Raw genomic sequence first — 23,655 nt, 5'->3', positions numbered from 1 at the left:
AATACACGGATGATAAGCGGTATTTTATATCTGAATCATCGGCTTACCGCATTCTCAAAGCTGCTGATCTGATTACTGCCCCTGATTATGTGGTGGTCAAAGCGGCGGAGGAATTCAAAGACAAAACCACAGCCATCAACGAGATGTGGCAAACAGACTTCACCTACTTCAAGATCATCGGTTGGGGATGGTATTATCTCAGCACGATCTTGGATGATTACAGCCGCTACATCATCGCCTGGAAACTCTGCACAAATATGCGGGCCGAAGATGTGACAGATACGATTGAGCTGGCTCTGACAACATCAGGCTGCGACCAGGCGGTTGTGCGGCACAAGCCACGTCTGCTCAGCGACAACGGCTCATGCTACATCTCTGGCGATCTGGCCAAGTGGTTGGAGGATCAGAAAATGACGCATGTCCGCGGCGCACCATTGCACCCGCAGACCCAAGGCAAAATCGAACGTTGGCACCAGACCATGAAAAACAGGGTTCTGCTGGAAAACTACTATTTGCCAGGCGATCTTGAACGTCAGATCGGGGCCTTCGTCGAATATTATAACAACCAGCGTTACCACGAGAGCCTGAACAACGTCACACCAGCTGACGTCTACTTCGGTCGCGACAAAGCCATTCTCAGGGAAAGAGAAAAGGTCAAGAAACAGACAATCCGACAACGCCGCTTGCAACATCAAAAACAAGCAGCATAATCAATCACACAAACCAGCCAGAGCCTCCAATGCTCAAGCCGCTCTGATGTCCCATTTTATATGACAACGGACATTTCGGTATGTGTATTGGAAACGCTGGCCTTCTCGATCATTAATGCCGTGATTTCAACCAGCTCTCCCCAAAGCAAGCTGACATCATTCAGGTCATCAGTCGAGGCCTTGCCGCTACGCTTTAGCCTATATCTACCATCGTCGCGAGGTTGAAATGAAAGACCAGGCTCGTCGTGAGCGACTAGATTGATTGGCGGGAAACGGATTGAACTAGAACCATCATGCTCCGAGGCCCAAAGTCTCATGAGTTGAGTCGGGGTCCAATGGCTCTTTTCCCGCTCTATGGCATCATGCGTCAATTCTTCCAGCTCTGCCAAGGTCAACGCTAGAAAAGCGTCACTGCCAGTCGAGAGGTCCGGTCGATCGATATCGGAATTTTCCTCGTCAGTCATATGGGCTAATTCGGCAGTGGGATCATCTTCCGAAAATGAGGACTCTACGTTGAGTATGGCATCCTCGACTTTGGCAATCTGCCTATCAAACATCGCGCGGGGTGGTCGCGGGTTCATACGATCCATTTGCCGCCGCACAGCCAAATAGGCTCTTGTGTATATGCGCATCCTTTGGGCGCGGTCCTGTTTCGGTAGGTCGTCAATTGCCTTTCGAAGGATCGTTTCAATTTTTGCCAAATTACGCCCACCTTATCTGAAGCACTCTTGCTAGACATTGTTGCAGTTACGAATACCGGTCAACTAGAATGTATCTCTTAGCGATGCTTCTACGGACAGCCTGTCTCAGTTGAAAAAAACTGGAAACTGTGGAACTATGTGCTCACGGCGTGAGCCATTTTCGTGCTACCTGGACGGCTTGCCGGATCAGCGAAGGAGTTCACGACCTTCCACGCCGTTATTCTCATTTCAGCAATGTGCCGTCTCTCTCTGCCCGTCTGACGATGCGGTCAATCTCTTTGCGCGTTTTGCGGTGAAAGCTGTTAAGCCACCATTCCGTCTCGCCGCTACGCACATTCGTGACCGCTTTCACGACGAGCCGCCATTTTTTGCCATTGGCTTCTCCCAGGTAGGTGAACCCCTTTTTCGATTTGAGCGGAATGGCCGCTTCCGGGTTCGCGGCGACGGTCAGGGCAGAGCTCATATCCTCAAGGGTCAGCCCACGTTCTTTGCGTTCGTTGATCATGTGCTGCAGGCTATCCGATGACAACCGCACGAAGCTTGGCTCTGCGCCAAGTGCCTGGGCGAGGTCCTGCCTGACGGGGGCAATGGGCAGGAACATGCCTTTCTTCGGCTTCTCATACATCGCCTTCAGAAGCGGTGAGCCGACAATGTCCTCAATCGCGGCGGTGCGCCGATTACCCGGAAGGGCCGCGACGCGATCCGACAGGAAGCTCGAAACATTCTTCGCGCGGTTCTTGCCGGGGTTTTGCGCCCAACCGGGATCTATGCCGCGCGGCACTTTCTCGGTCTTGCCGGTGCGCTTGTTCTTCCAGTTCTCGAAAACAACGACCGGCTCTTCCTGATCTTCCGACCAGCCAAGTGCAATCGCCTCGCGCCGCGAGATCTGCCGCACCGTGCATTCGCAGCCCCAACCGTTCGGCGGGTAGTGCGTTTCCCAAAAGGGATGTTCGACCGGCAAAACGATCCCGACAAAGCCCAGATGCTCGTCGCGCGGATCGCGGGCGATTGTGCGTTGGTAAAGGATGAAGGGCAGAAACGCCTTGTTGCGCTGGGTGCGTTCCCATTCACCGGCCGCATAGGCCGTGCGCGTGTTCGCCCAATAGATGGTTTTGAGACGGTGCGGCGAACCGAGCTGGACGATATCGGGAACACCGGTCTTCGGGTCGGTGGCGATGGCGCGGCCCCACCAGCCTTTCTTCTGCAGCGTTGGCGTGAGGCTTTGGCGGAATTCCTCGAAGGGCACCTGATCGCGCACCGCCCTTGCAAGCTCATCGTGGATATCGTCCAGGACATCAAAGCCAGCCGTCTTGGCAACGGTGAAGGTGAAGGCATGTTCGTCCGGTGCAATGTCGCGCCAGTCGAAAGTCGGCACCGATCCTTTGCTGTCAAAATAGCGCGTGACCTCTTTCGGTGCGGTTTTGAACAGATCAGACATGTTTTGTCCTCACACTGCCGCCGCGCGGTCGCGCTTGCGGCTTCGCCGGATTATTCATCTGCGAGATCGCCAAGGCCGCGCGCTTTCATTGCGAGCTTCGCCAGCCGATCGGCGACCGGACCTGCATCCATTTTGGCGATCAGATCATCCAGTCCGTTTTCGATATCTTCATAGGATGTCGCCCGTTCAAACAGGTCTCGAAGCGGCTTTATCATCGGCTCAAGGTCGGTCTCCCAATTGGCAAGCGCGTCTTCGGCCAGCGCATCCAGTTCGCTCTGTTCGGTGGCGGCGGTGTGCACCTCACCGCAATGCGCGCATGGCTTCAACCGTGCCGTTTCCGGTGGTTCTTCCGGTGGTTCTTCCGGTGGCGGAGCCGCTGATGGCGGGGCGGCTGGCGCTGTGAGAACCTCTTCCTCATCCTCCGGTTCATCCAAGGCAAGTTTGCTTCGAATGTCGGACATTGAAACCTTGAGGCCGAGTGGAACAAGTTTTTCCAGTGCCTGAGCCAAAGCCTTGACGTCTTCAGGCTCAGCAATCGGCCATTCAACCCGTGGATACTTGTCGCGCGAACCATGGTTCAGATCCACAAACGGCCGGATCAGATCACGGTTGATCGTAGCGACAATCTGACGAGCATCTGCATGCGCAATATCCATGCGGACATTTTCATGGATCTGCGCCTGCGCCATCGACGCACCATCATCGCTGGTCATGGTCTGCCCGAGCACACCTTTTGATAATTGCTTGTCGAGATACTCCGCCTTGGCAGCAAAGACCGCATTGCCGGAGCCGCCTTTGGCTTCGATAAACTCGATATCCATTTCGCGCGGAATGATCGCTGCGGCATCGGAGGAAAGCTGGCGCACGGCTTTCAACAACACGCGCCGTTCTTCCGGCGACGTTCCCTTGCCATAGCGGCCAACACGGAACGGCATGCCGTAGACTTCCAGAAACGCCATCCAGTCTTTAAGCGTGTAGGACTTGAACAGAAACGCCCAGGCAGCAAGACGCGCCAGCCCGCCACGCACCGGCAGACCGCTTTTCAACTTCGGATGATGAATGGTGAACTGGAAAGCAGGAAGATCAATGCCCTGCAGATTGGTGCCATCTTTCAGGCGGAGCGTCTCACCATCTCTTCGGTCGATGACGAAATAGCGCTGGTCGCGCCAGCGATAACCTTTCGGCCACCATTGTCGCTCGGAAAAGTCCCAGAGCGTTTCGACAACGGAAAAGCCCTTTCCGAGCGCATCAAGCAAATCCAGCACGTAATCGTCGATGAATTCGGGCTGACTGACGAGCCAGCGCACATCGTCGGCTATCTTTTCGTCTTCCGAACTGTCGGAAGCCGCTGTCACTGTCGGGGCAATTCCTGCAATGGCGAGCTTTCGCGTGGAAAGAACCGCAGCATAATGAAGATCCCGTTCCTCCATCTCACTGGCCAACGCAATGTAACGCTCATGATAACCGCGCGCTGCCTGGTCGAGCAGATAGGCCAGACCATGCGGCGTGAGACCGCTGGCAATCGTGTCCTGCCAGACCGAGCGTACGCCGAACGTTTCAGGCGCTGCGAACTCTTCTTTCAGTTTGGCGGTTTTTATTGGTTCACCACGGTGGTCATAGAGCACCATCAGTAAAGGCCTCCGGAAAGTTCCGGCAGCATGCCGCCGCCGGTGGTTTCATCGTCGTCAAACAGCTTCACGCCTTCATCGACCGTCTCGTGTGCGCCGGTATATTCGATGATCTCGATCTCCTGCCGTGTTGCGAAATAGGCCAGCGCGCCTGCAATGGCGCTGTCGCCATGGCGGTCAAAGCCGTCCGTGCCTTTGAAGCGGTGATTGTCCGGGATCTTCACATAGCCGTTGACATAGGCGAGCGCCTGATGATCGGTGAGCGTGTCTTCGCTGGCAGGCAGCACAATCGTCTTGTCGCCGAAAGCTTCAAGATAGGCGGGCATCTCGGTCTTGTACCAGCTGTCGGAAAGCTGAACCTCAACGACATTCGAGCCATAGCGCTGGGCTGCCTTTTCCGCCAGATAGGCACCATTGCCGCGCGCATCGAGCGCACCGCCAGACATGCGCGGCAAGCGGTCAACGATATAAAACAGGATCTCGCGCTGCTGATCGAAGGGCACATTGCGCAATTCAACCTGGGCCACGGCACGGCGAACGAGATCCCGGCCAAGTTCAAGCGGCAGGATGACCGTCGCATCGCCCTTGCGCGCAAAGTCCTCACCGAAATAATGCGACCGGCGTTTGTCCAGCCGGTCGAGAACAGGCTTCAGTTCCTTCTCGCAGAAATCCAGCGCCGCGCGGGTGCGCACGTCATCAGACGCATTCTTGAAATCGTCGTTGCAGGCCCAGCGAATGACCGGAATGCCCTGTTTCATGCAGGCTTCAATCTGGACGCGGGAAAGCGCCGCGCCTTCGGCATCGGCAGGGATTGCGTCCAGCTCCTGCCGCATTTTGGCAGTGCGCACACCATAGGAATTGCGGATTTGCCCTTCCCATTCGCGCTCGCCTTCTTCGGTCCATTCGGCCCCTTTGATCAGGCAGACCCGGCGATAGAGACCATTTGTGACAGCATCGGTGAACGGGATTTCGTGGACGCTGAACGGTACCTTGCCCGCACGCGCCTCGCGCAGCAATTCGTTGAACGGGTTCAGGTTGCCATTGTGCGAGGAGATCACGCGGATCTTGCCACCCCAGATCAGAAGCGCGTTTACCGCATCCAGGACTTCACGGACATCCTTGTGAAACGCAGCCTCATCGATGACGACGACGCCCTGCAGGCCACGAATATTTTCCGGCCGGGACGAGAGCGCCTCGACGCGGAAGCCGGATGCAAAGCGAATGACATAAGAAGCGATCTGGCGGGTTGAGCCGTCGGCCTTCTGGTCGGTGAAGAAACTGTCTTCGATCGACACGAGCTGCTTGGCAACCGTCTTTGCGAATTGCGCCACATAGCCGATGAACTCGCGGCCTTTATCCTTGGTATCACCAATATAGAAAACATTTTGCCCGCCCGCCGAGCGCTTGGCGGCGGCAATCAGCGTATCGTCCAGCGCCTCGGCAAAGGTGATGCCGGTGCGTCGGCCCTTTGCACACGCCTTCAGGTCACTTTCATCTTCCAGCCACTCGCTTTGATGGAGCATGAGAACGCCATCGGCAAGCGGGTCCAGTTCGTCAGGGATATCCGCGCCGCGCGGCCATTCTTCCGGCAGCTTGTCAGGTTCGCGCGGCAGGATCGGGTCGCGCCATTCCCCGCGTGGAATGTTCTGTTTGCCCTTCATGAAGCGCGGCCTTCCTTCGGTCTGACGCCGAGGAAATCACGGCGGAGCTGTGCAATAGTCTCAGAGGAGAGACCGGCTTCCTGCGAGACCTTCTCGATAACCTCTTCTGTCTTCGCTTCGAACGCGGCCTCGACCTTCTGGCGGCGTGTGGTGGAGACGGACTGAGCGGCAGTGGCCGCCCGCAGCGCATTGGCCAACTCTTGAGCGCCCTTCGTGGAAAGGCCGCTTTCGCCGGAAGACTGGAGCAGTTCGAAGATCAGCGTCTTGATCGCCTCGGCGGCAATCAGCGTCAAATCATCGGAAGCTTCGGCATCCATGCGCTCGGAAATGATCGCGGCCATTTCGCGGGTCTGCTCAAGCCTGCGCGTCATCTGCGCCAGCTTGACTGAGTGCCGGTGGAAGGCGGAGAAAGATGGGATGTCAAAGGCAACGCCATATTCGCCCTGGACGGCAATCAGCTTGTCGCGGAACTCCGGATAGATCTCGGTTAAGGGTCGGTCGCGATCGGCCATTTCCTGCGCTGCCCACGCGACAACATCGTCACATTCTTCGGGTAAAAGATCGATCTTGGATAGTCGGCCGCGTCCTCTGGTCGCCATGCTCAAACTCCCGGTGATGGACGGTCGACACCTTCGATAATCGAACGGCGCTCGACATGATCAAGCCCGGCGCGGGTGATGGAGGCAATCAGCACAGAACCGGCTTCGGTAACGGTGACAGCGCCCAACTCTTCCAGCTTGCGGATTTGCGTGCGCACATAGTCGCGGCTGCGATTATGACCGAAGGTACGAAGAACCGCTGTGAGCAAAGTTTCGTTCAATGCACCATCAACTTCGCCAGCCAGCCCTTTGAGCATGATCAGCCGTGCATCGCGGGTGGAAATTTCTTCAAAATTCATGCACCTTCACCCCGGTTTCTGAGATAGTTGTCGATACGATCCACGGTCATGGAAACACGTCCAACGGCCTGGCCTGTTGCTGTGACCGTGCCTTCAAGCTTGGCCAGTGAAAGCTCCAGCTTGTTCAACTCGTCTTTGCCCGGAAGCTGCTTGACCTCTGCCTCGACATTCAATGTGCGGCGGTCCAGCTTGGTGACTTCCTCCTCAAGTGACTCCAGCTTTGCAGTGTTGCCTTTCGCACGGGCGGTGAAGATCGAATGCACAAACGAGCCGATCGATATGAACAAGGAAATCGCGGTGAGTACGGGCAGAAACGTGCCGACTTCAATAACCACCATCGGCCTCCATCGTTTCCGGCGCAGCATCAACCGCGTTGACGGCGGCCGCGCGCCGGGTCTCGCACGTTTTCAGCGACACACGATCAGCGCCCCAAAGCGAAGTCACTTCAGCCTCGGTCAGGCCTCGATCATCCGGCAACGCAGAAGGCGACTGGCATGGTTTGCGCGCCTCTGACGGCAGTACCGGTTTAACTATCTCAGTGATGACGATCGGTTCATCGGGGGAGGATACGCACGCGCTCAGGCCCAAGGCCGCAAGCAGCGCCACCAGGCAAAGCCGCATTCGCTCTCTCCATTTCGTTCAGTTTGGTTTCGGCTTCGGCCTCGGCCGCACGAATTTTGTTGTCGGCGAGCATGACAGCACGCAGCTGCGCGGCGACCGCTTCATTCTTCGCTGCATTCGCCTCGGCGATCTCGCCTTTCCAGAAGGCGTCGCGCTCGCTCACCGCACTTGCCCTGGCATCCTTCACCATGCCGTTGACTTCGCGGACGGCCAGAAACGCAAGGCCGGTCGTGACCAATAACAGCACGACAACGACCACGCCCGGTGAGAGATATTTCGCCAGAAAAGCGGGCATTAGCTTCCCTTTTCCGGCTGGCCGCCGAAACGGGCGATGGTGCGCATGTCGACGGAACCAAGACCGCGATGGATGCCGAGCAAAGCGAGGATCATTCCGACCATCAGAGGAATGATGGTCGGCGCAAGTGCAAGCGCGCCGTCTGAACCATAGGACGCGGATACAACGATGATGAAAATCACCGCCCAGGCGAGCGCATGGGAAATGCCCATAAAGCGCTTGGAGCTGCGATAGCTTGGCTTCTCCATGATCACAGCTCCATCGCCCTGAAGGGCGGTTTTCCGGCCAGCGCCCGGTCCATTTCATCACGGGTTTGCGGGCCGACAATGCCATCAGCAACAATGCCGCGATGCTTCTGGAACCAGATGGTGACCATCTCGATTGTGTGATCGAAGGTATCGGTCGGCTGCACCGGCCATTTGTGGCCGATCATCTCGCGGAAATCGTGAAGCTGCTCTGTCCAGATAACGACGACCGGGCCAATATCGCCGCGCTGCAGAACCGCGTCTTCGAACGAAGCAATCTCTTCCATTGCGGGGAATAGGTGGGCGTATTCCGGACGGGCGTCGAAGGAAGGGCAGGCCTTGCCCGCATCATAGTCGTGATGACCGCTGATCTTTCCGATATCGAACCGATCGCGCAGATCGATGATTTCGGCCAGAAGCGCTTCTTTTTGGGCGGGCGTCCGCGTGTCGGCAGCCGCCGTGAAGTCGCGGTTCATGCCGCCGACATAGACCACGCCGATCGTACCGGTATTGTGGCCTTTGACATGCGCGCCGATACGCTCCATCGGACGGCCTGTTTCGCGACGGCCGTCAAGATGGATGACGCGATGATAGCCAATGCCGGACCAGCCGCGCTCAAGGTGCCATTCGTTGATTTCGGCAACCCTGACCGGTCGGCCTTCAGGCGTGGCCGTGCAGTGAATAATGATCTCGTTGATGGGGCGCATACCGGCTTTCCGTCTTCAGATTGGAGGTCGAAGAACTTCGTCTTGACCGTGAAGTCGGAGCCAGTATGCTGTTTTAAGAGATGGGATTAGCAGGCTGACAATGTCAGGCCGCAGGTCAGAATGGTCAGTTTTTCTGTTTCAGAAGGCCGGGGAAGTTCACCCCGTCTTTTCCAAACTCCACCAATCCGTTATCGCAGAAGAAATCTCGGTCCGTATAGCTCTCAGCGGACTGAATCATTCTTTGGTATTGGCCGGTAAATCGTGCCTGGTTTCCAGCATCGTCAAAAACCATTTGAGTGATGTTGTTGACCATTGCGGCCTGCTGCATCACGTCCTCGTCGATAACCAGATTGTCGCACAGTTCTTCATAGGCATGTGCGCTCCCCATGATTTCCATAAAAACGCCGGGCGTGTATCTGTTCTGTGCTGTTGCAAGCGATGCGGTCAAAACCAGTGTGGCGGCTGAAATTAAAGCAATCTTTTTCATCAAAAACCTCGTTGGTAGACAGTCGCAGTTTAACAACTATAACGATTAACACCATGATGATCTTGTCATAACGCCTAAAAAAGATCGCCCTGATTATCATCACCGTCTTTGCGCTGGCGTGCCCGCGCCCGGTAAGCCGACCGCACATGCATGCCCGACACTTCGGCCGCCTCTGGCGCGCTCATGCCCGCATCCAGTGCACGGGAAAGCCGTTCGCGCTGGCTGGCATATTTAGCCAGCGGTATAAGGATGCGCATGCCGCTATCACCAACACGGAAATGCTCACAGATTTTAGCGGCTCGCTCATAGCCAACCAGCTGTGTCAGCCAGTGACCGCCTGTCGGAGAAGCAGGAATATAGACCATCCGTCCGCCGTGAGCGCGGGCGATTTCCCAGGCAGCCTCCTTGCCTGCGACTTCGGCGATCTCTTCCAGCACTTCCGGAAGATAGGTCATGGATGCCTCACCCTTTCCTGCCTCTGATCTGCGACCCGAGCGCATTCATCACGGTGATCCACTCGGCCCGGCTCAAATTCCGGTCGCCGGAACGATGACCTGAGATAGACCAGATTTCAGGCCAGAAGTTTTCAGGCTGCATTTTCAGCAGAAACCACTGCGCCATGGCGATCCTGTAGCCATCGGCCTGCCGCCAGATCGAACAATTGCGGTCCACATGCCAGTCGACGTCCGCCTCGCGTGTCATCCAGCCCTTCAGGGCTTCAATCGCTTTGGCCGCGTCATCGCCATAGTAGAGAAAGCGCGTATGATCGATCCCGGTCTGGCGTTTGACAAAGGCGAGCAGAGCCTTGTCATCGCGATTGGAGACAATGCCAAGGTTCCACGCGGCAATCCATAAAGCCTGCAGCTTTGGTGCAAATGGACCTGTGAGCTTCCTGCGACCATCCGGTCGGCGGTCATCGTCAAGCCGCTTGAGCTCATCGGCAACCGCCTGACGCTCAGTTTCGTTCATCAGCGTGAGTTTTGGTTTGCCCGATACGCGTTGGTAAACGCCGCGCCGCGCCTCATCATCAAGGCCGAGCTTGTTTGAAATCGCATGGATGGTACGATAAACGGTCATTGTCACCCTGCCTTCGCCAGATCGATCGTGATCGCCTGCCAGCGATCCTCGACTGATCTGCGGTAGTAGAAGCGAACATATTGCTTTGAGCCGGTCACCCGCATGGCATCACGAATTGCGCCCATGGCCCGCTGCCAGCGCTCGTCCTCAATATTGTGACGAAGCAGGCTGAAGATTTCGGCGCGATTGATCTGGCCTTCTTTGTCAGTATTGAAGGCGCGCGTCACAATCGCCTGGATCTCTGGGCGGCTTTCTGCCGACCATTCATTCAGGCATTCGTCGATCAGCCCTTTGGCAATCTGCAGCTCCGGTCCGAAATCAATCCGCTCGGACACCTGCACCTGAATTTTGTAGAGACCGTCATAAGACTGGTAAGTCCGGTTGCCCTTCTTGCCACCCTTGGTGATTTCGTATTCCTGAGCCAGAAGCGCATCGAAACCATCCAGGTCAATCATTGTGTGTTCAAGAAACCGGCCAATCTGGGCAGACAGGTCGAAGGCAAAGCCGATGACCTTGCGCACGACTTCATCTTCCAACTGATGTTGCGGCTTCACTAAATCCAGAGGCACAAGCCGGTCGCTCGCATCCGTCATCATCTTGCGGCCATTGACGAGCGTTACGCCGGTACCGACGTCGCGAACCTGCGCCTGGTAAAGCGCTTCCGGTACGAACCGGCCGCGCACGTCCTCAATGTAGCGACCGCCATTAATTTCGGCGGTGCGCGGCTGGTTCTGCTGGGTTTCGAGAATGCAAGCTTCTATATTCATGCCGCATCACCTCCATTGTTGTCGTCGTGAAAAATCAATGTCAGATCCGGGCGGGAATGCCGGGCGCTTTTGTAGAGCTGGTTTTCTTCTTCCAGCTCTTCTGCCAGGGCGATGCCGGTATTGAGGCGGGTTACGATATATTCGATTTCCTGCACGCTCGGACGCTTTTGCGTGCGCACGAAAAGCCGCATTTCATCGCGCACGCCGGACAAATATTCGGATGCACAAAGGTTCATGATTTTCTGCCTCCTCTGAAATCAGGCCGGACGATCTTGCCGTCCGGGTCAGTCACCAGCTGCTGAAGTTTGACGCTCGCTTCCTTTTCGAGAGCCGCACCATGGGTATGATGGGCTTCTGTCATTCGGTGAACCGCGACTTCCTGTTCGAGATTGCGGGCAAGCTTTCGCATTTTCTTAAGCTGCTGGACGAGCCGGTCTGTTTCACCTGCAGAAAGTGAGCAGCCCGTGTGTGCGCAGTCCTCAAACTGCAGGGCGTAAAACGTGATGGTGTCGCTCAGTGTTGTGTCGAGATGGCGCATCAGGCGATGTCCTCCACGTCACGGTTCCGCCAGGCAGTCTCGATATGCTTGACACCGACGTCCTCCCCTCTTCCAAGCGCCAGCATTGCAGCCAGTTTCATCGTCTTGTCGATCTGGCCAAGCGCACCACCCTTCGAGCCGATCCCGGCAAGAAGCTTGATGGCGGCGGGATCGCTTACGCCCCATGCGGCAATGAATGTTTCCAGATCCTGTTTCAGCGGCTTTTGGCGGTTCAGACGTTTGCCGATCCGGCGTTTGAGCTGCGCATAGGAGCGCCCCTCAGACCTGTTGGTAAACCGGCCATAGACCTCATCATTGCCGACAAGTGCGACGCCACAGCCATAAATATCGACAAAGTGGCGAAGTTGGTTGATCGCATCATCGACAAGGTTCTGAGCTTCATCGACGATCAGCAGCGTGCCGGAGCCGATGCGCTCCAGCTTTTTGCCGATCGCCCGTGTCAGCTTGGCGGGATTGTGCTCCTGCACGTTCAGCTCGGCAGCCAGTTCCACGAGCATGGCGTGAACGGTTTTGGTGTGCGGGCTGACGGTCGCCAGATAAGCATGTGGATGCGTGGCGCAATAATGCCTGCAGGCTATCGTCTTGCCCATGCCTGCGGCGAGCGTGACGATCACGAAGTCAGACGTGATCTGTGCCCAGTTCAACGTCTCAACGACCTCTCGCGCAGTCTGGGTTTTCAGGAATGTCGGCGATTGCGGAATGGAAGCGGCGAATGCCGTCTGATCTTCCACCTCTTCCAGCCATTGCCGCACGGTCTGGTTCTGCTTGTCGAGACGCCCGTTATATTTGCCGGACACCCACTGTGAAAACGTGCCGTCGGCCATGCCGCACCGGCGCGCCACCTCAGCCTTTGTCCAGCCGTTCGTGGTTGCCGTCTCAATCACGCGGTCAATCAGCGACCACCAGAGGTCGATATCGGCCTGCGATCTGTTTGATGAAAGCTCCGGCCCTGCGATCGGACGCTCCCAGTTGCTTTTGGATTGGCTTGTGCCTGTGTGAATATTCATCTATGGTTCCTCTGCTTTAGATTTGTGGGCGGGGAGTTCCCCGCCCTCTTTTTTTGGAACCGTACGCACTACTTCTCGGTCATTTTGCCGGGCCTTACTCGCCCGACGCTTTCCCTTTCGGGAACTTGATCACCCCGTCATCCCCCTTGATCAGGGAGAGCGCGCGGGAGAAACTTTCTTCGAAATCATCATCTTCCTGCTGTACCGGTTTGAGCTGGTGAGCCGTTGCCAGACGTGTAACCACTGGACGCTGCGGCATTGGCTTGGCAGGCTTTTGCGGGTCTTTGCCGCGATAGATGATTTCCCCAAGTTCGCTGGCGGTCAGCTTCCGCTTCGCCGCTAGCGCGGCCTTTTCGGCCTTCAGATAGCTGCTGCGTGCCTTGCCATGTTCCTTGGCTGCGCCCATGTCCTTAAAGCCGGTATCGTCAAGGCAATTGGCTTCGCAGATCAGCCGGTCATTCAGGTCGTAGACCTTGAGGGGCTGGTGCAGATTATCCGGGTCAAACCGGACCGTGACCTTCTTGCCCGCATACTGGCTAAGCTCCGGCGACCAGTACCGGTTCTTCTGAAAATGGATCAGGCCGTTACCTTTGGCGGCTTTCAAAGCCTCAGAGGCCAGCAGCCAGACTGAGCGTTGTGCGGCCGTTGGCCAGCGCACGATGCTGGTCGGCTGCGCAAGGCTTGCCTCGAAGGTTTCGTCGAAGCTCCGTCCCCTGCAGGTTTCGGCGCGGCGGCCGGGCTGCGCATTGTGGTCTGCAATCTGTGCAGCAACATGCGTCCGGAAGTCCTCAAGCGGGATTGCGCGTTGTGCGTAATTTTCCGGTTTGGCATCAGGATTTGGGCCTGTGTAAGCGCCGGAGCAGAATGGATGCTTGCCAATCGCCTCTGCGAGATCACGCCATGCGCGCTCGATCGGCTTTGACTGGCCGGAATATGGCAGCGACCAGAGAAGGTTGATGCCGAGTGTCGTCACCAGGCCGCGCGGATCTTCGGGGCGGATTTTGTTGCGAAACCTTGTCGGCGTCTGGCCGGAAATCCATTTGCTGGCAAAAGCGCGGCCATTGTCCAGGACCATGTCATCTGGAATGCCGTATTGCTCGACCATATCGCCGATCACCAGCCGCACCGCCGTCCAGGTTTCAGCTTCAGAAAGCCGCCAGGCAACGATCTTCCCGGAAAAGACATCCTGAATGCCGAGCAGATACATACGCACCGGTTTTTCAGACCAGGGCACACGGACAAACACGTCGATCTTGTGGCCATCCATATTGACCATCTGCATCGCATGAAGGTTGGTCTTGCTGCGTCGCTGGGCAGGATAAAGCGCCTTGGCCTTTTCCTTGCCTTCACGCGCAATCACCTGTTCGGAGCGCGGCACCTCGGCCTCAAGGCGGCGGCGTAGTGAGCGTTCGCCCGGCACCGGTAACCAACCCTCGCGTTCAGCAACCTTCGTCATCCGGCGATAGCACGCCGAAAAAGCTGGCGCTTCCGGTCGCAGATAGTCGGACAACAGCACCTGCCATGCTTTTTCATGGCATTCCGCATGCGTTTTCTGCGAAGCAAAAGAAGGGGCCAGAGCGGCCAACCAGTCAGCCCTTGGTGCTTTGTCTGCCAGTGATTGCCAGTAATAGAGGATGCGCTCGCTAACGCCTTCCATCTTCGCCACCACCTCAAAGGCGGTACGCGCACTGACACCTGCGCCAACCATCTCATTGACCTTTAAAAGCGCATTCAAACGCTTTTCACAGGTTTGCTTATGCGGCTTTGAAAGGGCCTCATATCTCTTCCAAAGTGCCTTACGGGCCGCTGCCGCACTCCGGTCCTTCTCATTCTCAGCCTCAAGATGTGCCACGCGAAGTCGCGCCTGCGCGGCATCGGGCAAAAGTGAGATATGATATTCATAGCCGCCGCCGCGTCCTTTGCGCTTGCGGGCAAAACGGCTCTCACGCCAGCCTTGGCGCTCGCCGAAATTTTCGACCCCCGTGCGCGATGCGGGCAAATCCGGCAGGCGCGCCTCAGCCAGTTCGGAGCTGGTGAACCACTCTTTCATGGCCGCCCCCGCCGAATATTCACCGGTCGCGCCGTCAGCGCTTTCAGATCCGCAGTCAGCTTGCGCCGCTCCTGCTCAAGTCGCGCGATCTCGGCAAGCCGTGCTTCGTCACCTTCCAGCAGAAGCAATCCGTCGTCAGAAACAACCTCGTCCCAAAGCCAGACTGCACCGGTCGCACGCACAAAGGCTTTGAACCGCACCAGGCTGATGTCGTAGCCGCTCTTGCTTTCGGCTGTATAAGCATCAAGTGTTGCCTTGGAGATGTTCGGCAGGCTGAGATACTGCGCCATGCGCGCCGCAATCGTTGGCCGATCATAAGGGCATTCACGAATGGCCCGCGCCATCGCGCGCTTCACGCGCGCACGGAACCGTTCGAGGTCGATAGACTGAGCGGCCTCTCGCACCGGAAACAGTGGCTCTGCGAAGAAATCGAGCTGGTCGGGATCGGGTTTCATGCCGCATCCTCCTGACCAATCTCCGCCAGAAACGACTTACGCGTCGCCTCGTCGCACTTTGACCAGATTTCCAAAAGCGCCTTCAGCATGGCATCGCGTTTCACTTCAGGCTTTTCCGAAGGTTGAACGGCTTTCACATGCCCAAGCGCTTTTTTAAGATCCCCGCCTTCAGCGCGAAGTGCAATCGCCGCGCGGCGCTGGTCCTGAGGCTCCATCTTGGCAAGCTTCAGCAGCGCGGCCTGATTATCCGCCACCGGCGTTCCGCGCACGGCGGCGCGAAGATCGGAATGCAAGCGTCTAGATATCTGGCCAAGCCGCTCAACGGCACGCTTAGAAAGTCCCATTCGATCCGCAACATTCGCCGAAAAGCCAGCCTGTTCTTCCTGAGAGATTAACTCCGCCAAGTTGGCGGAATTTCCGGGACGACCCGGTTCAACCTTACCGAACTTGCTTTCCCAAACATCGCGATAGGTCTGCACGAAGATCGCCCGGTCCATCACCGAGAGCTCATTGCGAAAAAGGTTCTCGGTGATCTCAAGCAGCACGGCCTCTTCCTGATCGGCATCGACAACAACCGCATCAATCTCCGCCTCTTCCAGAAGCTCCATGGCGCGTAACCGATGTGCGCCAGCGACAAGCGTATAGGCCCCGCCCTTGGCGGCAGGTGTGGCGCGAACCGTTACCGGGTTCAAAAGCCCATGCTCTACGATCGCTGCCGAGATCGCCAATGCATGATCCTCCTCAACTGCGCGCAGTCGTTCCGGCACATGGATTTTGGCAATCGGGATCGATTTGGAAACAGCCATCACGCAGCCTCCTCAAACATCGAAAGCAAGACGGAACTGGCTCTCCCGGCGATAAAGGCATAATGGGCGAGGAAGACGGACCGCTCGCAACGTTCGTCAATAGTGCGCAAGGCGCGGTTCACCGCTTCGCGGGATCGGCCCTGCATTTCGACGACGCGCCGTTTCGGCACATGGAAGCGCCGGATCATGATGTGCAATGCAATCTGCCGTGCCAGAGCCGCGTCGAACATATCGTTCGGTGGATCAATGATCTCAGCGAGAGCCAAATGCGGAAAGCCCTCCCGCACGGCCACAATACAGGCATGATAAAGCGCGTCTTCGCGTTCGTTCGCGTTGTGAGGATTGAAGGTCATGCGTTTCTCCCGCATGTCGAAATCTGATTTAGGAAGCCAAAATCCATGTCTAATCCGCTCCGGCGATTAGACTTGAGGACAAAGGCTGAGCCGGTCAGAGTCGTTGCCGAGACGCGGATGAATGTAAGCGCCGGCCACGAAGTCCAGAAAAAGCTCGGCCCTGCCGCAAGCGCGGAAAGAATGGCCAGAGCCTTATGTTTCAGCCGCGTCTCAACCATCACGCCGCATCCTTCTTGTGGGATGTCTGCGCGGGAATGGACTCTTTGGCGTATTTGCGCGAAAGAATAGTGTGAGACCGTTTGGGGTAACGGTCCGGAAACAGCCGCTCGACCGGCACCTTGAGAAAGGCCGAAAGCGCGCGCTCAACTTTCTGGTTGGGCCGCTTCCATACGGCGCGAAAGGTTCCGGGATTGAGTTTGTTGATTTCAGCAAGCTTCGTCAGCGTCATACCGCGACGATGAAGCTCTGCTTTAATCTCGAACTGATCCCATGTCTTGGGCTTATCCGGCATCTGTCTCTCCGGTCTCAGGCTGTTGGAGCAGCCTATTTTTTGGGTCAAACAACGCGCATTTGCCGTCAGCGAGTGCGCTACAGATGTAGGATTAAACCAATTTTTTGTTTTTGTAAAACGGATTTTTGGTTTTATTGCGTGATTGCGATTGGCTAGGCCGGAAGTAGAACCTAAAACCCCTTTGGCACGGCGCCTACGCGACGTCAGGAAAGCGTTAGGGGACCCAGAGAGAGACGAATTGGCCCGCGCGATAGGTGTCAGCAAGAATACCTTGGCAGCTTATGAACGCGGAGAAACTGAGCCCACCGCGACTGCATTGAACACCTACCGAAAACATTGCGGTGTCAATGTGAGATGGTTGGTTACTGGTGACGGCGAAATGTTTGAAAAAAAGAATGAGCTCCCGAAGGAAGCCTCCGAAAGCACCATTGGAAAAACCGAATGGCTTCCTCTGCCCTTCTTTGAGGCTGAAGCTGCAGCGGGCTTCGGTCGCATTGCCCTGGACGAGCTTCCAACCGGTTCTGTCGCATTCGAAAGGGTGTTCTTGCACGACCTTGGTGCGTCACCGGACAAGTGCTTCCTGATGAAGGCGCGTGGTGACAGCATGCAGCCGACGATCCCGGACAATTCGCTGCTGATCGTTGACCAGAGCCAGACCGAGATAAACCATGGCTGCATCTATGTTTTCAGAGTTGGGGAAACGCTTCTGGTCAAACGAGCGCGGGTTCGGATGGATAATGTACTGGAGCTTATCTCAGACAACACCGCCGCCTACCCGCCAGAAACCATCGACGCCACCCGTAGCCACGAGCTGAGCGTTCTGGGCCGAGTGGTCTATTTTTGTCGAGTGCCGTAGTTGTGTGGGATAGCACAGGGCGGTTAAAGTGGCTACCTCAAGTGATCCCCTCGATTAGTTTGTTCTTGATCGCAACTCCCAACAGGTCACTGGGTCCACGAGATTGAACACCCAAGAGATTCAGCGCAAATCTAGCTCTTGAAGCAGCCACATATAGCCTGTTGTGCGCAGCATACGAGGCAAAACTCCTCGAGTTGGATACTTCTGTTTCACCATTTTGAGGGACTCGCCCTTTATCGACACCCACTATCACGACAACGTCAAATTCAAGACCCCCGACAAAATCTGCATGCCCTAGGACGATGTGACCAGACTTTTCAGCAGTCGCGACCGTGGTGAAGTCGCCTCGGCGTTTCAAAAAGGTAGTCGGCTTATTATGGTTTGAAGAGTATTCTTGCAATAGTTTCAAGAGGTCATCGTCAAGCGTAGTGATCAGAACCTGAGAGCGCGAAGAACCGGTTTCCGATTGCAACTCTTCTGCTTTCTGAAAAGCTCCCATCACAAGCCTCGCGTCATCGGCATATTCAATAAAGCGTACGGGTTGAGCGCGCCTTTCTTCTTCGCTGGTGAAGGCACTTGTGGTCGCAGCCAATGTGTCATCAAAATTAGTGAAGAGTGTCGCACCAGAAGCTAGAACCGACTGGCAGAAATCTCGTATCTGCGGTGAACTTCGGAAAACTGCGCTTACAGCTGTTTGCTCTTCTTCGAGCTGTGATCCATCTCCGAACAGCTCTGCAAAAGAATCGACGTCATTCCAACCACGGTCACCAACTGCTTGTGCATGATCAACTGTGAATGAAATTGGTAAAGAATCAGCGTGACGTGTGAAATGATGGAAGATGTGCAACTCGTTAATATTGAAGAGATGCGTTTCGTCTATGGCAATGAAGTCATAGGCCTCTCTAGCACGACGACGCCTCCAAATAGGGGTGTCAAGTTGCCCAGCGGCCGAGATGACTACGTCGTCCGTATCAAACTGGCTTGAAGCCTCAAGCTGCTCTTGGTAGCGCTTAAATACTTGAAAACTCAACCCCTTATCAGCGTCACCCGAAATGGGGAGACCGTATTTCAGTGAAGGACAATTTTTGTAAACGTCAAATGAGTCGCCGGCACGCCCCTTAATGAGAACACTAATCTCGTGTTGAAACAGCACAGCCAATTCACTATTGCCCTTGGCTTCCCAAATCGCCTTCATTTTAGGGCTCAAGTGTGGTTTAAAGGAATGAAAGTCGTCAGTATGCACACGCTCGATGGCTTGCTCGATATACATTTGCTGCAAAAGCTTCGAGTCCTGCGCATCTCGGTCCACGAACTCAGACTCTGAGATCGATTGTTTCAAGATGCTGGCGCACAGGGAAGCCAGTGTTTCAACCGAAAGAGAGACTGGCTCAATTCTAGGGTCTCGGTCTTGATATGCACTGGGATCAATCACTCTCAGCGCATCCTTAATCGATTGCCTCGTGGCTTCGCTGTGTGTCACGAGTAGAGCTTTACAAGTGTCTCCATCGTGCTCGGCTTGACCTAGCACGCGGATAGTCCTGAGAAGCAATGACAGTGTTTTTCCAGTCCCGGCTGGCCCGAGCAGACGGTGCGGTGTATTTGCGTTCGCAAAAACAAACTTCTTCTGACGAGCTGTTAAGCGCGGAACCCAATCATCAAATGGGTTGTGTAGCGAATGTACAGGCTTAATGTCCTGGTCAAGGTTTGTGACAGCTATTTGCTCATGCCCACTTACTTTGTCTACCTGAGCGTGGGCTTTTGAAGTCACCGAGTAGATTTCCTGCAGGCGATCAAAAACTCGGCGGAAATTGGCTTCATCAGGTGTTTCTGTTGATGAGTTGGCACCTTCCCAGCCCGTCTTGTAAACCAGCAAGAAATGCCCGTCCATGTCCCGTCTCTTCAAGCGATCGGCCATCGGAGCGCGTTCGATCGCAATACGATACGGCCTCGTAGAGTATGCGAGAGGGAAGATAATTGCTTTGGACGAGCCTGAGACGATTTTTTCCGAATTGTTAAGAACTCCGCCCGACCAATACTTAGCGCAAAACCGCAATAGTTTCTGGAAAGACTGAAGGGACTCTCCAGATCGAAGCTGCGTGAACAAGGCTGACATCTCACAGTCAATGACTAGATACTTTTTCCGTTTCCAAGGCCCTGGTGTCGTGAGAAAGGCGCCCTCGCTATCTTGGAAGAGCGTAATCTTTCGCATTTTCGCAACGAAAGAGACATATCCAAAAAGAGACTTGACGAGGCGATCGCCCTCCTCGAAGTCAATAGACTGATACTCGCGCCCAGAGATAAGTTCTGTGAGAGCCCCGTCATCAATGCAGATATACTTCATATTTTACGTCACCTATCGCTTGAAATGCAGTGCTCAACAATACCACCGATCACGTCTTCAACGGGGTCCGCGACCCCTATGCGTCCGAACAGCTGGGCGAACGATTGTAAAATATGTTCGATGGTGGGCGAACCTATTTCAACCACGGGCATAGCAAGGTCGTTCTTTTGAATACAAAGTCCATTCTCGAAGACCTCGCCAGCGCATATGCTTTGATAAGTTCCTTGATCTAATCCTCTACCAAGCCTTTCCGCAACGCTGCGTGGTAGCGTAATAACCTCTCTCAGCAAGCAAACGTAACCAGTGGCGCTTCCATCTTCTTCTTCTGAGATTTTTTCGAGGAAATAATGGCCCAAAACCTGGTGTCGACTGAGTTGACGTACTAACGCCTCGACATCCTTTGGTCGGTGTTCAACGAACCAAGAAAAGACTTCGTTGGGGGACTTCTTGAGTAAAGCCTCAAAGCTTCTATTCTCTTCAACAAGTTCGTGGAACCGGCGACTAGCTTCTTTATGGGCCTTGTTGCCCTTACCGATCGGAAAATGTGTTTCTGCAACTTGTTTCAACGACACTGCCCTAAGCAATGCTTCAGAGATTTGTGCTTGCTTCAGCATCTTATTCAGTGTCCCCTTCATATTCCGACTCTCGCGTTCCACAAGAATGTCGAGTCCGTCACGTCTGATCCAGTCATGGAGTTTGACGAGCGGAAGGTAATTTAGGACGGGATATTTTTGCTGAGCTACATCGCATCGGGCCGTAATTGTTAGCCCATGTATTTCACAAAGCTCGTAACGCGAAGCCTTCGCACACGAAAACACAGTCCCCTGCGTGACGGCGCCGTAAGTTGGCGGAATTAGATTTGGCCGGATTTTTTGCAAAAGCGAGCACCAGTGGTTTTATCGTGGTGCGCAGTAAACCAATATTCGCCCACAACAGCAAGGCAAGAAACTTGATCGGGTCGCTTTCTAGTCAATGGCGAACAGGCCTCACTACCATGTTTGTCAGGCAGTATTTTCAGCTAATGATCTGAAACATCTCATAAATTCACGAACATGACAGCAACTTCCATGTTCGGATTCAAATTTGGCGGCTCTATAGGGCATTGGAAGGGTAGCTCAAAGGGCTTTTGAAGCCCGTCCTAAGCGCATTTGAGGCCAGCCCGCGAAAATCCCCCGCAGCCCGCAAAGCCTTATGTTTCGGGCGATCAGAGGCGAGACGCCACTTCAGTTCCATAAGCCACCTTATGGCGCACAGCGCTCGAGTACTCTCATATTCACGCTGATTGAAAAAGTTGACCGCAGTCGGCGCGCGTTCCCTCTGCAGGCTGCTTTGAAGTGTGTCATGCTGTCAAAAGCGCTGCACAGAATGCCTGCCCGTTCTATTGCCAGATCCCCTGATATACCGGGCTTTCGCGACCGTTCCCAGCTGTTACCACTTATTCCCGGATATTGCAGCCTCATCTGACAAACAACAACGGTAGTGCCTCGGAGGCCTCGTCGCCTTCCCAATCGGGCGCCTACTGATTTCGCCCCTTACCCATGAATTGAAAAATAGATGCCGCGCGACGCCGATCAGCCGGTGCTAAGCTTCCCGCGCCAACAGACTGGTATTGTCTGTATCAATCAGACCGCGCAGCAACACATCGACTTCCGCACCAGCACTGACGTTTTCCGGATACCCGAAAGAAACGTTCACGATCGGCGTTCTTCCAACTTTTCCGCTCAGGTGGCGGTGCGTATGCCCAAACAGCCATAAGTCGGGGCTATGGTGCAAAATCCACCCATCCAGATCGGAAGCGAAACAAGGCGTCAGATCATCGACAGGTCCTGCCACACATGGACTGGGCGCATGATGGCTGACGATGATGGTACGACCGTCAAAAGGCTCCTGGATTTCTCGCGTCAACCATTCGAGATGGTCCGCATGAACTCGAATCGAATCATCGGGGCACACCATTCTCCCGTCGACTCGGATCCGATCATAATCGGTCATACGATAGCTCGCCTGCCGGGTAGCAGCTCCACGATCCCCGGTCAGACAGAGATCGGTCCAAAGCGTGCAGCAAAGGAACCGGATACCACCGAGTTCCAGCGCCTCCTTCTGGATAAAGCGCATACCGGCATCTTCCACCAATGACTTCAGCTGCTCGTCGCCGTCGAGTTGCCACTGATAATAGTCGTGGTTGCCCGGCAGGATAAATACCTTTGCCGGATCAATCAGGCGTGCCAGCTGCTCCAGGCCTCTCGGCCAGTTCAGCAATGGGTTGTTCGCGAGATCACCCGCCAGCACAAGGGCATCGAGCCCTTCGAGAATCGACCTGAACGTCGCAAAAGGATCGCGATAGCTTCGCCACCATAAGTCCAGGTGCCAATCGGCTGTAACGAGTATCCGCATCATTAGCGCTCTGGTTCGGCAACGCCATTTCGAGTGGTTGCTGCCTGATTAGCACTCGGACGGTTGGATCGCTATCATGTAACACGCAAACCGGCCAGTCTGGAAAGCGCCCCCATTTAGGGCGTCAGAACTGAATCGGCCGCACACATGAGGTGACGTCCATAACTCTGATGTAGTGTGGATCGCTCCACGTGCGATGATAATTTCTTACAAACAGAGTTCTTGAAGTATAAGCAATCCTGATCAAGTTTATCGGCTGACTGGCAGGAGAGCGTAGTGCAGACACTGATCTACGAAGGCAAGATCGAACCGGAGGCGGCTCCGCTTACCCTGGACTACCGACCAAAGTTTCTGCGGCAGGAGACACAATCTACGCCCGAGGTCGAGTACGAGGTGATTGTGTTTGTGGGTCGGATTCGCGTTCGGGTTACCACATCGGTTGTCAATGAGGAGATCGCAAGCGATCTGTTTTTAGTAGCTTGGGACGTCGCCCGGACTTTTGTAGAGACCGCCGGATTCGTAAAGGGCATTCCGTACTCGGTGAACCTCGACAGGGTCATTCTTCCTAACGGAGAAGTTCGGGCCTACGTATTAGGCGACCGATCGCTTGCCGCTATGCACGACTTCACCGACGATGATCTGGAGGCCCTCTCCGATATCAGCCTGGTCGACCTCAAGTGCGGCCTTGTCCTTTCCGACATTTTGATGACGCTCGGGAAAGCGCATTATTCGCCGACAGCCTGCGGCAGAGTGGCTGATAGCCTTGCGCGTCTAATCTCGCCAAACGTCAACCGAACGGAGCAATGGAAAAACTTAAGGCGGACATTGCGAGTTGATGAAGCCTACGTCAGGTCGCTTTCGGACGTTTCAAAGGCATCTCGGCATGGCGACAGAACCGAAGTCGACGCGGCCACCAACCAAAAGACTGCAGGTCGGGCTTGGTCGTTAGTAGGGCGGTATTTACGCTACAGATTGAATGGTGAACTCGATCCCGAAGTTTATCCTCTGCTTGAAGGCTAGCTTGGGTAGTACCCAAGGCAAAACCATAGACGACTGGAAAGCGAACAGTCCAATATAGTTCCTTACGC

The 23,655-nt window shown here is 55.3% G+C and carries 28 protein-coding genes; 3 read left to right on the top strand and 25 right to left on the bottom strand.

What is annotated here, in order from left to right; all coding sequences use genetic code 11:
* Positions 1–710 (top strand): DDE-type integrase/transposase/recombinase (locus EDC90_RS10085; RefSeq protein WP_132311111.1); only part of this gene is annotated, 710 nt, incomplete at its 5' end.
* Between the two features lie 56 nt (positions 711–766).
* On the opposite strand, the gene EDC90_RS10080 is transcribed toward EDC90_RS10085, so the two are convergent.
* From EDC90_RS10080 to EDC90_RS09970, 22 genes are all read right to left on the bottom strand, one after another.
* Positions 767–1,411, bottom strand: coding sequence for a hypothetical protein (locus EDC90_RS10080; protein WP_132311109.1), 645 nt, complete (start codon positions 1,409–1,411; stop codon positions 767–769).
* Between the two features lie 223 nt (positions 1,412–1,634).
* On the bottom strand, positions 1,635–2,849 hold the full coding sequence (locus EDC90_RS10075; RefSeq protein WP_132311107.1) for a phage head morphogenesis protein: 1,215 nt from the start codon (positions 2,847–2,849) through the stop codon (positions 1,635–1,637).
* A gap of 50 nt (positions 2,850–2,899) precedes the next feature.
* Positions 2,900–4,477: a DUF935 domain-containing protein gene (locus EDC90_RS10070; protein WP_132311105.1), complete on the bottom strand. Its 1,578-nt coding sequence runs from the start codon at positions 4,475–4,477 to the stop codon at positions 2,900–2,902.
* Positions 4,477–6,138, bottom strand: a complete 1,662-nt coding sequence (locus tag EDC90_RS10065; RefSeq protein ID WP_245511018.1) for a hypothetical protein — start codon at positions 6,136–6,138, stop codon at positions 4,477–4,479. Before EDC90_RS10065 ends, EDC90_RS10070 begins: the two co-directional genes overlap by 1 nt.
* Positions 6,135–6,737, bottom strand: a complete 603-nt coding sequence (locus EDC90_RS10060) for a DUF3486 family protein (protein WP_132311103.1) — start codon at positions 6,735–6,737, stop codon at positions 6,135–6,137. Before EDC90_RS10060 ends, EDC90_RS10065 begins: the two co-directional genes overlap by 4 nt.
* Positions 6,738–6,739: 2 nt before the next feature.
* Positions 6,740–7,036 carry a VpaChn25_0724 family phage protein gene (locus EDC90_RS10055; protein WP_132311101.1) on the bottom strand — a complete coding sequence of 99 codons (297 nt, stop codon included), beginning with the start codon at positions 7,034–7,036 and terminating at the stop codon, positions 6,740–6,742.
* The gene (locus EDC90_RS10050) at positions 7,033–7,374 is read right to left on the bottom strand and encodes a DUF2730 family protein (protein WP_165972800.1); all 342 of its coding nucleotides are present in this window, start codon (positions 7,372–7,374) and stop codon (positions 7,033–7,035) included. The genes EDC90_RS10055 and EDC90_RS10050 overlap by 4 nt, the downstream gene beginning before the upstream one ends.
* 215 nt (positions 7,375–7,589) lie before the next feature.
* A complete protein-coding gene (locus EDC90_RS10040) occupies positions 7,590–7,952 on the bottom strand; it encodes a hypothetical protein (protein ID WP_132311095.1) in 363 nt (120 codons plus the stop codon).
* The gene (locus EDC90_RS10035) at positions 7,952–8,200 is read right to left on the bottom strand and encodes an NAD(P)+ transhydrogenase beta chain (protein WP_132311093.1); all 249 of its coding nucleotides are present in this window, start codon (positions 8,198–8,200) and stop codon (positions 7,952–7,954) included. The genes EDC90_RS10040 and EDC90_RS10035 overlap by 1 nt, the downstream gene beginning before the upstream one ends.
* 2 nt (positions 8,201–8,202) lie before the next feature.
* Positions 8,203–8,904 carry a peptidoglycan recognition protein family protein gene (locus tag EDC90_RS10030; RefSeq protein ID WP_132311091.1) on the bottom strand — a complete coding sequence of 234 codons (702 nt, stop codon included), beginning with the start codon at positions 8,902–8,904 and terminating at the stop codon, positions 8,203–8,205.
* Between the two features lie 124 nt (positions 8,905–9,028).
* Entirely contained in the window at positions 9,029–9,391 is a 363-nt protein-coding gene (locus EDC90_RS10025; protein ID WP_132311089.1) for a hypothetical protein, read from the bottom strand.
* 74 nt (positions 9,392–9,465) lie between these two features.
* A complete protein-coding gene (locus EDC90_RS10020) occupies positions 9,466–9,846 on the bottom strand; it encodes a helix-turn-helix domain-containing protein (RefSeq protein WP_245511017.1) in 381 nt (126 codons plus the stop codon).
* A 7-nt stretch (positions 9,847–9,853) separates the two neighbouring features.
* Positions 9,854–10,468, bottom strand: a complete 615-nt coding sequence (locus EDC90_RS10015; protein WP_132311085.1) for a regulatory protein GemA — start codon at positions 10,466–10,468, stop codon at positions 9,854–9,856.
* A gap of 2 nt (positions 10,469–10,470) precedes the next feature.
* Positions 10,471–11,064: a DUF3164 family protein gene (locus tag EDC90_RS10010; protein ID WP_207903888.1), complete on the bottom strand. Its 594-nt coding sequence runs from the start codon at positions 11,062–11,064 to the stop codon at positions 10,471–10,473.
* 167 nt (positions 11,065–11,231) lie between these two features.
* A complete protein-coding gene (locus EDC90_RS10005; protein ID WP_132311081.1) occupies positions 11,232–11,471 on the bottom strand; it encodes a hypothetical protein in 240 nt (79 codons plus the stop codon).
* Positions 11,468–11,773, bottom strand: a complete 306-nt coding sequence (locus EDC90_RS10000) for a hypothetical protein (RefSeq protein ID WP_132311079.1) — start codon at positions 11,771–11,773, stop codon at positions 11,468–11,470. The genes EDC90_RS10005 and EDC90_RS10000 overlap by 4 nt, the downstream gene beginning before the upstream one ends.
* On the bottom strand, positions 11,773–12,801 hold the full coding sequence (locus EDC90_RS09995) for an AAA family ATPase (protein WP_132311077.1): 1,029 nt from the start codon (positions 12,799–12,801) through the stop codon (positions 11,773–11,775). The genes EDC90_RS10000 and EDC90_RS09995 overlap by 1 nt, the downstream gene beginning before the upstream one ends.
* Positions 12,802–12,895: 94 nt before the next feature.
* Positions 12,896–14,851 (bottom strand): transposase domain-containing protein, encoded by a 1,956-nt coding sequence (locus EDC90_RS09990; protein WP_132311075.1) that lies wholly within the window; start codon positions 14,849–14,851, stop codon positions 12,896–12,898.
* A complete protein-coding gene (locus EDC90_RS09985) occupies positions 14,848–15,306 on the bottom strand; it encodes a hypothetical protein (protein WP_132311073.1) in 459 nt (152 codons plus the stop codon). Before EDC90_RS09985 ends, EDC90_RS09990 begins: the two co-directional genes overlap by 4 nt.
* Positions 15,303–16,112, bottom strand: coding sequence for a ParB N-terminal domain-containing protein (locus tag EDC90_RS09980; RefSeq protein WP_132311071.1), 810 nt, complete (start codon positions 16,110–16,112; stop codon positions 15,303–15,305). The genes EDC90_RS09985 and EDC90_RS09980 overlap by 4 nt, the downstream gene beginning before the upstream one ends.
* Positions 16,112–16,465: a hypothetical protein gene (locus tag EDC90_RS09975; protein WP_132311069.1), complete on the bottom strand. Its 354-nt coding sequence runs from the start codon at positions 16,463–16,465 to the stop codon at positions 16,112–16,114. Before EDC90_RS09975 ends, EDC90_RS09980 begins: the two co-directional genes overlap by 1 nt.
* Before the next feature lie 217 nt (positions 16,466–16,682).
* Positions 16,683–16,976: a helix-turn-helix domain-containing protein gene (locus EDC90_RS09970; RefSeq protein WP_132311067.1), complete on the bottom strand. Its 294-nt coding sequence runs from the start codon at positions 16,974–16,976 to the stop codon at positions 16,683–16,685.
* A 142-nt stretch (positions 16,977–17,118) separates the two neighbouring features.
* Here EDC90_RS09970 and EDC90_RS09965 point away from each other — a divergent pair, with 142 nt between their 5' ends.
* Positions 17,119–17,832 (top strand): XRE family transcriptional regulator, encoded by a 714-nt coding sequence (locus tag EDC90_RS09965; RefSeq protein ID WP_348633697.1) that lies wholly within the window; start codon positions 17,119–17,121, stop codon positions 17,830–17,832.
* A 37-nt stretch (positions 17,833–17,869) separates the two neighbouring features.
* On the opposite strand, the gene EDC90_RS09960 is transcribed toward EDC90_RS09965, so the two are convergent.
* The 3 genes from EDC90_RS09960 to EDC90_RS09950 all read right to left on the bottom strand — a co-directional run bounded on the left by EDC90_RS09960 (position 17,870) and on the right by EDC90_RS09950 (position 22,570).
* Positions 17,870–20,173 carry a UvrD-helicase domain-containing protein gene (locus EDC90_RS09960; protein ID WP_132311065.1) on the bottom strand — a complete coding sequence of 768 codons (2,304 nt, stop codon included), beginning with the start codon at positions 20,171–20,173 and terminating at the stop codon, positions 17,870–17,872.
* An 8-nt stretch (positions 20,174–20,181) separates the two neighbouring features.
* Positions 20,182–20,787, bottom strand: coding sequence for a hypothetical protein (locus EDC90_RS09955; protein ID WP_132311063.1), 606 nt, complete (start codon positions 20,785–20,787; stop codon positions 20,182–20,184).
* 967 nt (positions 20,788–21,754) lie between these two features.
* A complete protein-coding gene (locus EDC90_RS09950) occupies positions 21,755–22,570 on the bottom strand; it encodes a metallophosphoesterase family protein (RefSeq protein WP_207903887.1) in 816 nt (271 codons plus the stop codon).
* Positions 22,571–22,843: 273 nt separating this feature from the next.
* On the opposite strand from EDC90_RS09950, the gene EDC90_RS09945 reads away from it, so the two are divergent.
* Positions 22,844–23,587 carry a hypothetical protein gene (locus EDC90_RS09945; protein ID WP_132311061.1) on the top strand — a complete coding sequence of 248 codons (744 nt, stop codon included), beginning with the start codon at positions 22,844–22,846 and terminating at the stop codon, positions 23,585–23,587.
* Positions 23,588–23,655: the final 68 nt, after the last annotated feature.

The organism is Martelella mediterranea (assembly GCF_004342225.1).
Lineage (GTDB): Bacteria > Pseudomonadota > Alphaproteobacteria > Rhizobiales > Rhizobiaceae > Martelella > Martelella mediterranea_B.
Note: the sequence above shows the minus strand (reverse complement) of the source record. Positions and strands in the feature narration are given on the sequence as shown.

Excerpts from the sequence above, each read along its gene's own strand:
- EDC90_RS10075 (WP_132311107.1), bottom strand. The coding sequence starts at position 2,849 with ATGTCTGATCTGTTCAAAACCGCACCGAAAGAGGTCACGCGCTATTTT.
- EDC90_RS10070 (WP_132311105.1), bottom strand. The coding sequence starts at position 4,477 with ATGGTGCTCTATGACCACCGTGGTGAACCAATAAAAACCGCCAAACTG.
- EDC90_RS10065 (WP_245511018.1), bottom strand. The coding sequence starts at position 6,138 with ATGAAGGGCAAACAGAACATTCCACGCGGGGAATGGCGCGACCCGATC.
- EDC90_RS10060 (WP_132311103.1), bottom strand. The coding sequence starts at position 6,737 with ATGGCGACCAGAGGACGCGGCCGACTATCCAAGATCGATCTTTTACCC.
- EDC90_RS10055 (WP_132311101.1), bottom strand. The coding sequence starts at position 7,036 with ATGAATTTTGAAGAAATTTCCACCCGCGATGCACGGCTGATCATGCTC.
- EDC90_RS10050 (WP_165972800.1), bottom strand. The coding sequence starts at position 7,374 with ATGGTGGTTATTGAAGTCGGCACGTTTCTGCCCGTACTCACCGCGATT.
- EDC90_RS10040 (WP_132311095.1), bottom strand. The coding sequence starts at position 7,952 with ATGCCCGCTTTTCTGGCGAAATATCTCTCACCGGGCGTGGTCGTTGTC.
- EDC90_RS10035 (WP_132311093.1), bottom strand. The coding sequence starts at position 8,200 with ATGGAGAAGCCAAGCTATCGCAGCTCCAAGCGCTTTATGGGCATTTCC.
- EDC90_RS10030 (WP_132311091.1), bottom strand. The coding sequence starts at position 8,904 with ATGCGCCCCATCAACGAGATCATTATTCACTGCACGGCCACGCCTGAA.
- EDC90_RS10025 (WP_132311089.1), bottom strand. The coding sequence starts at position 9,391 with ATGAAAAAGATTGCTTTAATTTCAGCCGCCACACTGGTTTTGACCGCA.
- EDC90_RS10020 (WP_245511017.1), bottom strand. The coding sequence starts at position 9,846 with ATGACCTATCTTCCGGAAGTGCTGGAAGAGATCGCCGAAGTCGCAGGC.
- EDC90_RS10015 (WP_132311085.1), bottom strand. The coding sequence starts at position 10,468 with ATGACCGTTTATCGTACCATCCATGCGATTTCAAACAAGCTCGGCCTT.
- EDC90_RS10010 (WP_207903888.1), bottom strand. The coding sequence starts at position 11,064 with ATGATGACGGATGCGAGCGACCGGCTTGTGCCTCTGGATTTAGTGAAG.
- EDC90_RS10005 (WP_132311081.1), bottom strand. The coding sequence starts at position 11,471 with ATGAACCTTTGTGCATCCGAATATTTGTCCGGCGTGCGCGATGAAATG.
- EDC90_RS10000 (WP_132311079.1), bottom strand. The coding sequence starts at position 11,773 with ATGCGCCATCTCGACACAACACTGAGCGACACCATCACGTTTTACGCC.
- EDC90_RS09995 (WP_132311077.1), bottom strand. The coding sequence starts at position 12,801 with ATGAATATTCACACAGGCACAAGCCAATCCAAAAGCAACTGGGAGCGT.
- EDC90_RS09990 (WP_132311075.1), bottom strand. The coding sequence starts at position 14,851 with ATGAAAGAGTGGTTCACCAGCTCCGAACTGGCTGAGGCGCGCCTGCCG.
- EDC90_RS09985 (WP_132311073.1), bottom strand. The coding sequence starts at position 15,306 with ATGAAACCCGATCCCGACCAGCTCGATTTCTTCGCAGAGCCACTGTTT.
- EDC90_RS09980 (WP_132311071.1), bottom strand. The coding sequence starts at position 16,112 with ATGGCTGTTTCCAAATCGATCCCGATTGCCAAAATCCATGTGCCGGAA.
- EDC90_RS09975 (WP_132311069.1), bottom strand. The coding sequence starts at position 16,465 with ATGACCTTCAATCCTCACAACGCGAACGAACGCGAAGACGCGCTTTAT.
- EDC90_RS09970 (WP_132311067.1), bottom strand. The coding sequence starts at position 16,976 with ATGCCGGATAAGCCCAAGACATGGGATCAGTTCGAGATTAAAGCAGAG.
- EDC90_RS09960 (WP_132311065.1), bottom strand. The coding sequence starts at position 20,173 with ATGAAGTATATCTGCATTGATGACGGGGCTCTCACAGAACTTATCTCT.
- EDC90_RS09955 (WP_132311063.1), bottom strand. The coding sequence starts at position 20,787 with ATGCTGAAGCAAGCACAAATCTCTGAAGCATTGCTTAGGGCAGTGTCG.
- EDC90_RS09950 (WP_207903887.1), bottom strand. The coding sequence starts at position 22,570 with ATGATGCGGATACTCGTTACAGCCGATTGGCACCTGGACTTATGGTGG.